We start from the raw sequence: 10845 nt of genomic DNA on the forward strand, positions 1-10845 counted from the left end.
TGAACAGGAAAGTCAATGAAATCAACGATCTACCAACACCACCTCCGCGCCAGTGCTAGCTTTTCGTACCGTCACTTATTGCACTGAAAACGAGGGGACCCCCAATCCACCGCCGACCGCGCTGCCGTGCGTGCCCAGGCCGCAGAAGCTGTTCGCACAGGCCAGATCTCCCACGGCGAAATCGGCAACGCCATGTAATGCAAGCCGATGCGGGCGTTTCGGACGCCACCGCTTGGCGCATCCACTGCGGCTGAGCGAAGGCGTCATCGGTGCACCGCATCACATTGCATCGCCCATGAACGAGCCCCCATTGCGGGGCTTTTTTCATGGGGCAAACTTTTGACGAATCCCAGCTAGGGCAACGCCGAATAAGTCCCCGCAGTGGCGCACGCCCTGATTTGGGATGGGATGCAAGGCGCAAACCACAGCGATAGCCGTAGCTATCGCGAGGATTTGCAACGCGGCAGACCGCCCAAAGCAGGGGTGCGCGGTGCGCGAGGGACTTGTTCAGCGTTGCCCTAGGTCTGTCAGGACGGCCCCATGCGGCCCGACGAACGTTCCAGCAGGGTTTCCAGCACCTCGATACGGTGCCGATGCCGGGTGGTGATGGCGTAGAAATGCTCCTGCAGCCCGGCGGAGTAGCCCACCTTGACGAGGATGCCCGTGCGCAACTCGTCCTGAACCACCACCTCGGGCAGCACGGTCAGCCAGCCGCTGTCACGGGCGATCAGGCGCAGCATGGCCATGTCATCCACCTCGGCGCGCAATCGGGGCGTCACCCCGGCCGATGCACACAGGGCTTCAAACTGCGCACGCAGTGCATGGCGGGGGCCAGGCAGCGCCACCTCCATACCCTCCAGGTCTTCAGGTATGCGCAACGAGCGCGATTGCCACACGCTGGCAGGGCCGACCAGCGAGATGGACTGGCTGCCGAGAAATTGGCAGTGCAAGGGGCGCTCGGAGTCGGAAGGCACTGACTCATTGGCCAGCACCACGTCCAGCTGGTGCTGCACCAGGCGCGAAATCAGCCCCTCCAGCAGCCCTGACTCCAGCGTCAAAACCACGGACGGGTCGGCCAGCAAGGGGCGGATCCAGTTTTCCTGGTAGTTGCGGGACAACGTTGCCACACTGCCCACGCGCAGCCGGGTCACCCCCGACGCGCTGCCCTGCAGGCGCCCCAGCATTTCCTGACCCAGTCCGAAGATGTTCTCGGCATATGCCAGTACCAGTTGCCCGGTGTCGGTCAGCAGCAGGCGGCGGCCCTCTCGCAAAAACAGCTCTTCGCCCAGGCGCTCTTCCAGCTGCCGGATCTGGGTGGACACCGCAGACTGGGACGTGTGCAGCTCTTGCGCTGCCTGGGTAAGGTGCCCCAGCTTGGCCACACGCCAAAAGTAGAACAGGTGGTTGAAGTTGAGTTGATCGAGTCTCATTGTTCTATTTTTAGTATTTTTTTGTTCTTTTCAATGTATTTTACAGAACAATAACCCCGCAGCATCATCGCCCCCAGTCTTGTTTCTGGAGGTTGAGTGATGCCATTTGTTCACGTTTTGTCCCACGCCAGCGCATGGGCACCGGGCATGCTCATGCTGGCCGCCATGGCGCTGGCACTGTGCCACAAGGGCTCGGTTGCCACGTTGTGGCGCTGGATGCTGATCCTGTCTGGTGCCGCCTTGGCAGGTTCTGTATTGGCGGCGATTGCGGCCATGGCTGGCATCGGCCGGCTGGACCACGCTGGCTGGCTCAAGGCATCGCCGATGGGCTTGTGCATGGGGGTTCTGGTGCAACTGCTGGGCACCGTCATCGCAGCGTTTTCTGCGAGGTACCTGGAGGGAGAGCCCGGCCAGCCGCGCTACATGGCAGCACTGGCGGGTGTGCTGGCTGCTGTGCACGTGCTGCTGCTGGCAGACCACTGGATCGTCCTGGCCATCGCCTGGGCTCTGGTGGGCATTGCGCTGCAACACCTGCTGTGCTTCTACCCCGACCGGGCTTTTGCCAGCCTGGCCGCCCACAAAAAACAGATGGCCGACAGGGTGGCCGACGTATTGCTGGTCGGTGCGGCGGCACTGGCCTGGCTGGAAGTCGGCAGCGGTTCTTTGTCGGCGTTGTGGGCGTACATCGCACGCGACGGCATGTCCCCGTTGCTGCACGCCAGCGCGGTGTTGCTGACCCTGGCCGTGATTTTGCGGACGGCCTTGTTGCCCGTGCATGGCTGGCTGATCCAGGTCATGGAGGCGCCCACGCCGGTGTCTGCACTGCTGCACGCAGGCGTGGTCAACCTGGGCGGGTTCGTGCTGATACGGTTCGCCCCCTTGCTGGAAAACGCCGCCGCTGCCCGCGTCGTGCTGGTCGTTTTTGGCCTCGGTACAGCCGTGCTCGCTGGCATGGTCATGCTGACGCGCATCAGCATCAAGGTCAGGCTGGCCTGGTCCACGGTGGCGCAGATGGGGTTCATGCTGCTCGAATGCGGGTTGGGCCTGTACACGCTGGCTGCGCTGCACCTCGTGGGGCACTCGCTGTACAAGGCCCATGTGTTTCTGTCGGCATCCAACGCGGTTCGGCAAGCGCGGCTGCAGGCCATGCACAGCGCAACCCCGCCCACAGCCATCAGCCTGGCGCTGGCACCCGTCGCCGCCACGGCCACCGTGCTGCTGGTGCTGAACGTGGCGGCGGAGGTGCCCTGGCCCGCCTGGTGGTCCGCCGTGCTGGGACTGGCCTGGGCACCGCTGCTCTGGTCGCCTCAGGGCCAGGCCAGCGCCAAGACTGCGGCCTGGCACAGCCTGGCCGGGCTGGTGATGGTGGCGGGCCTCACCGCAGCGGCAGTTGCCATCCACCATGTGCCACTGGGCTTGCGCGATGCTCCGGCGCACGTGCTGGGGTGGCTGGCACTGATCGGACTTTTAGGCCTTTACCTCTTTCTGGCACTGCTGCAGAGGCAGCCCCACATGCTGCGGACCTGGCGCAGGTGGAGCTATGCAGGGTTCTACATCGACGAGGCGTACACCCGGCTGGCCCTGTACATCTGGCCCACCGCCTGGACACCCCCTGCCCCGCGTGACGCGGTCCCCCATGTAGCAGGCCCCACGTTGCACAGAGCCGCCCCCTGAACCGCACTGCACCCGGAGAACCCCATGATGGAATCACTGACCGACTGCCCCACCGAGGAGCTCGCGGCGCCAGCGCCCACGCACGCTGCGCAGCACCCGGCCTCGCACAACGACATCGACACCGCCTGCGCACAAGCGTGCCAAGCCATTGCACCGGCCTGGCCCCTGGACCGTGCCATTGCAGTCAACCCGCACTGGGCGCGCATCGGCATGCCGGTGCGCCGGGTGGCAGCGCGCATGGCAGCGCTGGGCGGCATTCAGGTCTTTCCCGGGCGCGACCGGCAACTGCAAGCGTGGACGGAAGGACGCATCAGCGCCCAGGACCTTGATCAGGCGATCCGCCAGATGCCTCAGGCGCAAGCCTGCGGGTTGACTGCCGAAGACTGCGTACAGGCCTTACACAACACCCAGCCCGTAGAGCAATTGCCCCTGCTGATCGATGTGCTGGACAACGACCCCCACCGCCAAACCCGCTTGTCCTGGCGCCAGGCAATCACCCACCAGGTGAGCCAGACCTGCGCCGCCTATTTCGACCAGACACAGGCGGACTGGCAGCCCCAGCGGTCCGAGGGCCTGTATGCGTTCTGGCGCGAGACTCTGCAGCACGACCACTCCATCGGCCTGCTGATGGGCTTGCCACACCTCGCCGAGGCCTTGGAGGCTCTGCCCGCCACCCGGGAAGACGCCGAACGCTGGGTACTGCACAGGCTGCGCCTTCCCAAGGCGGTGTGGCCAGACTATCTGGAGTCGGTGCTGCTGACGGTGAATGGCTGGGCTTCGTGGTGCGCCTATCTAGGCTGGCAGGCCCACCTGAACCAGACCTCCGACCCGCACCTGCGGGAGTTGCTGGCGATCCGGCTGGCATGGGGTGCGGTTCTACTGCATTGCAAGGACGATGCCGCAGGCACCCATGCCTTCCAGGCGCTGCAACAGGCCTGGGGCCAGGCCCCCGCCTTGTTGCAACGGGCAGAGCAGGCTCTGCTGGTCGACGAAGTGTGGCAAGTAGCTCTGGAAGTCGGCTACCAGCGCCAACTGGCTCAGCGGCTGCTCGGTGCCGGCAGTGCCCCGCCCAACCAGCACGAGATCGAGGTGCAAGCCGCTTTTTGTATTGATGTGCGCAGCGAGCCACTGCGGAGGTCCCTGGAGGCCATTTGGCCCGCCGTACAGACCATCGGGTTCGCGGGATTTTTTGGCCTGCCCCTCGCCTACACACCGCTGGGCACCAGCGCTCGCACGCCCCACCTGCCGGGCCTGTTGGCACCCGCAGTAGAAGCCACTGACTGCATCGTGCCATCCACTGCGGGCGCGTTGAAGACCGATGCGACGCTACAAGAAGCAGCGATCCACGCACGCTCCAGGCGCTTTGCGCTGGCCGACCAATGGCTGTCCGCCAGCCGCTGGCCGGGTGCGGCGTTCTCGTTCGTTGAAGCGGCGGGCGTGGGCTATGCGGGCAAGCTGGGCCAATGGCTGCGGCCCTCCCGGCAAGCCAGGGCCAACGATGCACTGGAAGGCCTGCCTGCGCGCTATCGCCCCCTGTGCCGGCCCCAGCTCACGGGGCTGGACATCGGCGCCAAGGTGTCGCTGGCAGCGCGGGTGCTGCGCTCCATGGGGCTGGACGGTTATCTGGCGCCCCTGGTACTGCTGGTAGGGCATGGCAGCCAGTCGGCCAACAACGCCCATGCGGCAGCGCTGGACTGCGGCGCATGCTGCGGCCAGACCGGCGAAGTCAGTGCCCGCAGCCTGGCACAACTGCTGAACGAACCTGCCGTGCGTACGGGCCTGGCGGAACAAGGCATCGCCATTCCGGAGTCCACAACCTTCGTGGCGGCCCTGCACAACACCACAACCGATGAGATCGAGGGCTTTGACCTGGACCTGCTGCCCCCAGCCGCTCGCCAACGGTGGGACAGCCTGCAGCCGGTGCTACACCATGCCAGTGACCAGGTCCGCAGAGAACGAGCACCGCACCTGCACATCGACCCACGGACACCGCACGACGATTTGCTGAAGCAATTGCGAAGGCGCGCCAACGATGGCGCCCAGACGCGCCCGGAATGGGGCCTGGCGGGCAACGCAGCCTTCGTCATCGCACCCCGGCACAGGACGCTGGGCGCTGCGCTACAAGGACGCAGCTTTCTGCACGACTATGACGCCCAAAGAGACCCCGACGGCAGCCTGCTGGAAGCGCTCATGACCGCGCCCATGCTGGTCACCCACTGGATCAACTGGCAGTACCACGCATCCACCTGCGCCCCCACACGCCTGGGGAGTGGCAACAAGGTGCTGCACAACGTGGTGGGCGGACACATCGGCGTCTTTGAAGGCAACGGCGGTGATCTGCGCATCGGCCTGTCGCAGCAGTCGGTGCACGACGGCAAGCGCTGGTTGCACGAACCACTGAGGCTGACCGTGGTGATTGATGCGCCCCGCCCATCCATCGACGCAGTGATCCATCAACATGCCGTCGTCAAGCAACTGGTGGACCACGGGTGGCTGCACCTCTGGCGGTGGGAAGGCACCGACCTGATGCGCTATGACCAGGGTCTCTGGGAGCCGCTGCACACGGAGAACTGGTGATGCACCCCAGTGCACGCCCCTATGCAGACCGCCGCATCGCCTTGCTGACCCAGCATGGCAAGGAGCGGGTCATCGCGCCCGCGCTGGAGCCGGGTCTGGGTTGCACGATTGAACATGTCAGCGGGTTCGATACCGACCTGCTGGGCACCTTCACCCGCGAAACGGCACGTGCGGGCTCGCAACTGGATGCAGCACGGCGCAAAGCCCGCAAGGGCATGGAGCTCTCCGGCCTCGATGCCGGCCTGGCCAGCGAGGGCAGCTTTGGTCCCGATCCGTTCACAGGAATGGTGCCCTGGAACGTGGAGCTGATCGCCTGGCTGGACGACCGCATGGGCATCGAAGTCGTCGGCATGGCACAAGGGCCTGCGCGCAGCGGGCACCTGCTGAGCGATAACTGGAGTGCCGTGGAGGCATTTGCGCAGCGCGAGGGCTTCCCGCAGCAACAGCTGGTGATGCGCCCGGAGAGCCAGGACGACACCCGCATGCACAAAGGCATCGCGGACTGGGACCGGCTGCGGCACTGCTTCGACGCCTGCCAAGCCCAGGCCCGCAACCGCCAGGTCTTTGTGGAGACGGACCTGAGGGCCTTTGCCAACCCCACCCGCATGCGCCTCATCGAGCAAGCTGCGCAGGACTTGCTGCAGCGACTGCAGTCGAACTGCCCAGCCTGCAACGCCCCGGGTTACTGGGTCACCGAACGCATACCGGGGCTTACCTGCTCTGCCTGCGGACGGCCTACCGCATCCTGCCGCGCTGAGGTGTGGTCGTGCCCACGCTGCGAATACCAGTCCAGAATGAGCAAAGCCACGCGGGCATTGGCAGATCCTCGCCACTGCGCGTATTGCAATCCCTGACTTGCAATCACAGCGGTCCCGCGTTCAGCACAGTGGTTTGAACACTGACCGGCGAGGCGTCACAAAGCAAACAACAACTGGCCAATCGATCAGTCAGTTGTTGGTAAAAAACGGGGTGTTCGACAGCTCACTCCACAGTAACGCTCTTGGCCAAGTTGCGGGGCTTGTCCACATCCGTCCCCCGCGCACAGGCCGTGTGGTACGCAAGCAGCTGCAGCGGCACGACATGCAGCAGTGGGCTCAATGCGCCGTAGTGCTCGGGCATGCGAATCACGTGGATGCCCTCACTGCTTTCGATGCGGGTGTCGCCATCGGCCAGCACGTACAGCACACCCGCACGGGCGCGGACTTCCTGCATGTTGCTCTTGAGCTTCTCCAGGAGGGCGTCGTTGGGCGCCACCGTCACCACCGGCATGGCGCTGGTCACCAGGGCCAGGGGGCCGTGCTTGAGTTCACCGGCCGGGTAGGCTTCAGCGTGGATGTAGCTGATTTCCTTGAGCTTGAGCGCGCCCTCCAGCGCGATGGGGTAATGCAGCCCTCGGCCCAGAAAGAGCGCGTTTTCCATGCGCGCAAAGTCTTCAGCCCAGCTGATGAGCTGGGGTTCGAGCGCCAGCACGGCCTGCAGGGCCACGGGCAGGTGGCGCATGGCCTTGAGGTGTGCAGCCTCCTGCTCTTCACTCAGGCGGCCCTTGCTTTGCGCCAGGGCCAGCGTCAGCAAGAACAGGCCCGCCAGCTGCGTGGTGAAGGCCTTGGTGCTGGCCACGCCGATCTCGACCCCGGCGCGGGTGATGTAGGCGAGCTTGCATTCGCGCACCATGGCGCTGGTGGCGACGTTGCAGATGGTGAGCGTGTGCTGCATGCCCAGGGATTGCGCGTGGCGCAGCGCGGCCAGGGTGTCGGCGGTTTCGCCGCTTTGGCTGATGGTGACGACCAGGGTGCGCGGGTTGGGCACGCTGGTGCGGTAGCGGTATTCGCTGGCCACTTCGACCTGGGTGGGAATGCCCGCGATTTCTTCGAGCCAGTATTTGGCGGTGCAGCCGCTGTAATAGCTGGTGCCGCAGGCCAGGATCAACACGTTGTCGATGTCCTTGAACACGCGCCAGGCAGCCGCGCCGGGCTCGCCATGCTGGCCTGCACCATCAAACAGCTCGGGCACGATGCCGGCCAGGCCTTCCAGCGTGTCGGCAATCGCGCGGGGCTGCTCGAAGATTTCCTTTTGCATGTAGTGGCGATACGGCCCCAGCTCGGCCGCGCCGCTGTGGGCCTGCACGGTGCGCACGGGGCGCTGCCCGGTGGTCAGCGCATTGCCGTCCTTGCCCACGATCCAGTAGCGGCCCAGCTGCAGGTCCACCAGGTCGCCCTCTTCCAGATAGACGATCTGGTCAGTGACGCCCGCCAGGGCCATGGCGTCGCTGGCCAGAAAGTGCTCGCGCGATGACGAGGCGCCGGTTGCGTCCTTGCCCACGCCCAGGATCAACGGAGACCCTGCGCGTGCGCCCACCACGCGGTGGGGTTCGTCCTTGTGCATGACGGCGATGGCGTAGGCGCCATGCAGTTCGGCCACGGTGGCCCGCACGGCGTCGAACAGGTCGCCGCTGTAATGGCTGTCCACCAGGTGGGCGATGACCTCGGTGTCGGTCTGGCTTGCAAACACGTAGCCGCGTGCCTGCAGGCGGGCGCGCAGTTCTTCGTGGTTCTCGATGATGCCGTTGTGCACCAGTGCCACCCGGCCTGCGGCCTGCGCATGGGCGTCTGCGCCCGTGCCGTGGCTGAAATGCGGGTGGGCGTTGTGCACGGCAGGCGCGCCGTGCGTGGCCCAGCGGGTGTGGGCGATGCCGGTGGCGCCGTCGATGTGCTCGGTGCTCACCTGCTCCAGCAGCTCGGCCACGCGGGCGGTGCTGCGGGCGCGCTGCAGGCCGGCAGGGCGCGTGGCGTCTAGGCTGGACGCATGCACGGCCACGCCGCAGGAGTCATAGCCCCGGTATTCAAGTCGCTGCAGGCCCTGCACGAGGATGGGAACGATGTTGCGCGTGGATACTGCGCCGACGATGCCGCACATGGTGGTTGCCTTTGGTTGGAATGTGATGGGATGCGGCGATGGTAGGCAGCGTCCCAAAAAATTATTGATTGATATTTGCAGCAACATGAACTTTAATTTCACCAATAATCAATGTTGAAATTTTTGTTCATTTTCTGACCTCCAATGGAATTCATATCGCTCGATGCAATTGACCTGCAGCTGCTCAACCTGTTGCAGACCGATGCCGCGCAGAGCAACCAGGCCCTGGCCGAACAGGTGCATGTGTCGCCGCCCACCTGCCTGCGCCGCGTCAAGCGCCTGCACGATGTGGGACTCATCGAGCGGCAGGTGGCCATCCTGCAGCCCGACCGGCTGGCTGCCCTGCAAGGCCACGGGCTGGCGTGCATCGTGGAGGTGTCGCTGGACCGCCAGGGGGCCGAACAGCTCGACGCCTTCGAAGCCCGCGCCGTGCAGGAGGCCGCCGTGCAGCAGTGCTGGCGCGTGTCACCCGGGCCAGACTTTGTGCTGGTGGTGCACACGCGGGACATGCCGGGCTACCTGGCGCTGTCGCAGCGGCTGTTCACCGGCGACGCCAACGTGCGCAATGTGAAGGCCTTCTTTGCAACCCGCCGGGCCAAATTTGAGACCAAAGTGCCGGTAGCGCCAGATTGACATGCGCTATCTGCTATCAATTTATTAGCAAACCCACCTGCATCCTCATCGGCGCCCTCTCACCGCCCCGCCCCTCAGCCCCCCCTGACAGGCCCCACAGCACATCCCAACACCCAGCAAGGTCATCCATGCGACTGATGGGAATGGACCACGGTCATTTCTTGCTGGTATCGCCTGACCGGGCGTTGTAAGCTCCCCCGCACTTTCAACCTACCTGGCCGGTGAATGCCCGCGTGGCAGCACCGCCCTTCTCCAACACCCCCATGCCGACGCCCCGCCGCCAGATGCCCCGCCGCATCTACCCCTTGCGCATCCTGGGCATGGGGCTGGGTGGCATGGTGGTGGCCACGGTGCTGTGGGAGCGCCAGGCATCCCCCCTGGCCTGGACGGCGCTGTTGCTGGCCACGCTGGTGTGGCCGCACGTGGCCTACCTGCTCACACGCCGCGCCGCCGACCCATACGCCGCCGAGGTGCGCAACCTGCTCATCGACTCGGCGCTGGTCGCTGCGCTGGTGCCGCTGATGCACTTCAACCTGCTGCCCAGCGTGATGCTGCTCACCCTGACCATGGTGGACAAGATCACCACCGGCATCCGGGGGCTGTGGGTGCGCGCCCTGTGGGTGATGCTGGCGGCCGGTGTGGCCAGCACGGCGGTCATGGGGCTGCACTGGGCGCCCGAGACCTCCATGCGCGTGATAGTGGCCTGTCTGCCGGTGATGTCGCTGCACACGCTGTCGGTCAGCGCCGTGAGCTACCAGCTCATCCGGCAGTCTGCGCGCCAGAACCAGATGCTGGACGAACTGCGCCGCGTGGACGCACTGACCGGCCTGTTCGGGCGCGGCCACTGGCAAGAGCAGGCAGAGGCCGCACTGCGCCGCCACCACACCACCGACGAGCCCGCCTGCATGCTGATGCTGGACATCGACCATTTCAAGGAGATCAACGACGCTTACGGCCACACCGTGGGCGATGAGGTCATCCGCGCGCTGGCGCATGTGGTGCGGGGCAACGTGCGCGCCGGTGACTGCGCGGGGCGCTACGGCGGGGACGAATTCGCCATCGTGCTGCCCGGCATGCATGCGCGCGACGCCCTGGCCATTGCCCAGCGCATCCGCGAGCAGACAGAAGGCGTGCGCCTGCGCAGCCTGCCCGAACTGCGCATCACCAGCAGCATCGGCGTGGCCCCGGCCGACCACCGCCACAGCAGCCTGCGGGCGTGGATCGACGCCGCGGACGCAGCGCTGTACGTCGCCAAAAACGGCGGACGCAATCAGGTGGCGGGGTGCATGGAGCCAGCGCTGGTACCAGCGGTGTAGCAGCCAGCACTGCGGCCGGCGTCAGGGCTCGTTGGCGGCTGCAGGGTTCACCGGCCACTGCACCCGCACCGTGCAACCAGCGCCCGGCACCGCCGTCGCGCTAACCTCTGCGCCGTGGCGCTGCGCAATGGCGCGGCACAGTGCGAGCCCCGCGCCCACCCCCTCGAACTCCGTCTCGCGGTGCAGGCGCTGGAACACGCCGAACAAGGGGTCCCCTCGTTTTCAGTGCAATAACTGGCGGTACGCAAACCCAGCACTGGCGCGGGGGTGGTGTTGGTAGATCGTTGATTCTGTTGGCTTTC

At 65.6% G+C, this 10845-nt stretch carries 7 protein-coding genes and 2 pseudogenes; 6 read left to right on the top strand and 3 right to left on the bottom strand.

Annotated features, from left to right (window positions below):
* Window positions 1–102 precede the first annotated feature (102 nt).
* Window positions 103–198 (top strand): annotated as a pseudogene (locus ACUXH0_RS26215) (DUF4148 domain-containing protein); the annotation flags it as partial.
* Between the two features lie 329 nt (window positions 199–527).
* Here the strand turns inward: ACUXH0_RS26215 and ACUXH0_RS26220 are convergent.
* Window positions 528–1430 (bottom strand): LysR family transcriptional regulator, encoded by a 903-nt coding sequence (locus tag ACUXH0_RS26220; protein WP_004637169.1) that lies wholly within the window; start codon window positions 1428–1430, stop codon window positions 528–530.
* 99 nt (window positions 1431–1529) lie between these two features.
* Here ACUXH0_RS26220 and ACUXH0_RS26225 point away from each other — a divergent pair, with 99 nt between their 5' ends.
* From ACUXH0_RS26225 to ACUXH0_RS26235, 3 genes are read left to right on the top strand one after another with little or no spacing between them, the layout of a single operon-like run.
* Entirely contained in the window at window positions 1530–3104 is a 1575-nt protein-coding gene (locus ACUXH0_RS26225; protein WP_004637167.1) for an NADH-quinone oxidoreductase subunit L, read from the top strand.
* Between the two features lie 24 nt (window positions 3105–3128).
* Window positions 3129–5681: a YbcC family protein gene (locus ACUXH0_RS26230; protein WP_004637165.1), complete on the top strand. Its 2553-nt coding sequence runs from the start codon at window positions 3129–3131 to the stop codon at window positions 5679–5681.
* Window positions 5681–6535, top strand: a complete 855-nt coding sequence (locus tag ACUXH0_RS26235; RefSeq protein ID WP_004637164.1) for a DUF6671 family protein — start codon at window positions 5681–5683, stop codon at window positions 6533–6535. Before ACUXH0_RS26230 ends, ACUXH0_RS26235 begins: the two co-directional genes overlap by 1 nt.
* A 127-nt stretch (window positions 6536–6662) precedes the next feature.
* On the opposite strand, the gene glmS is transcribed toward ACUXH0_RS26235, so the two are convergent.
* Window positions 6663–8594 (bottom strand): glutamine--fructose-6-phosphate transaminase (isomerizing), encoded by a 1932-nt coding sequence (gene glmS, locus ACUXH0_RS26240; RefSeq protein WP_004637163.1) that lies wholly within the window; start codon window positions 8592–8594, stop codon window positions 6663–6665.
* Window positions 8595–8738: 144 nt separating this feature from the next.
* Here glmS and ACUXH0_RS26245 point away from each other — a divergent pair, with 144 nt between their 5' ends.
* The gene (locus ACUXH0_RS26245; RefSeq protein WP_004637162.1) at window positions 8739–9227 is read left to right on the top strand and encodes an Lrp/AsnC family transcriptional regulator; all 489 of its coding nucleotides are present in this window, start codon (window positions 8739–8741) and stop codon (window positions 9225–9227) included.
* A gap of 263 nt (window positions 9228–9490) precedes the next feature.
* Window positions 9491–10543, top strand: coding sequence for a diguanylate cyclase (locus tag ACUXH0_RS26250; protein WP_004637161.1), 1053 nt, complete (start codon window positions 9491–9493; stop codon window positions 10541–10543).
* A 21-nt stretch (window positions 10544–10564) separates the two neighbouring features.
* Here ACUXH0_RS26250 and ACUXH0_RS26255 read toward each other — a convergent pair.
* A pseudogene (locus ACUXH0_RS26255) lies at window positions 10565–10762 on the bottom strand (ATP-binding protein); the annotation flags it as partial.
* Window positions 10763–10845 lie beyond the last annotated feature (83 nt).

The sequence above is a fragment of the Ralstonia sp. 110700041-2 genome, from assembly GCF_056280165.1.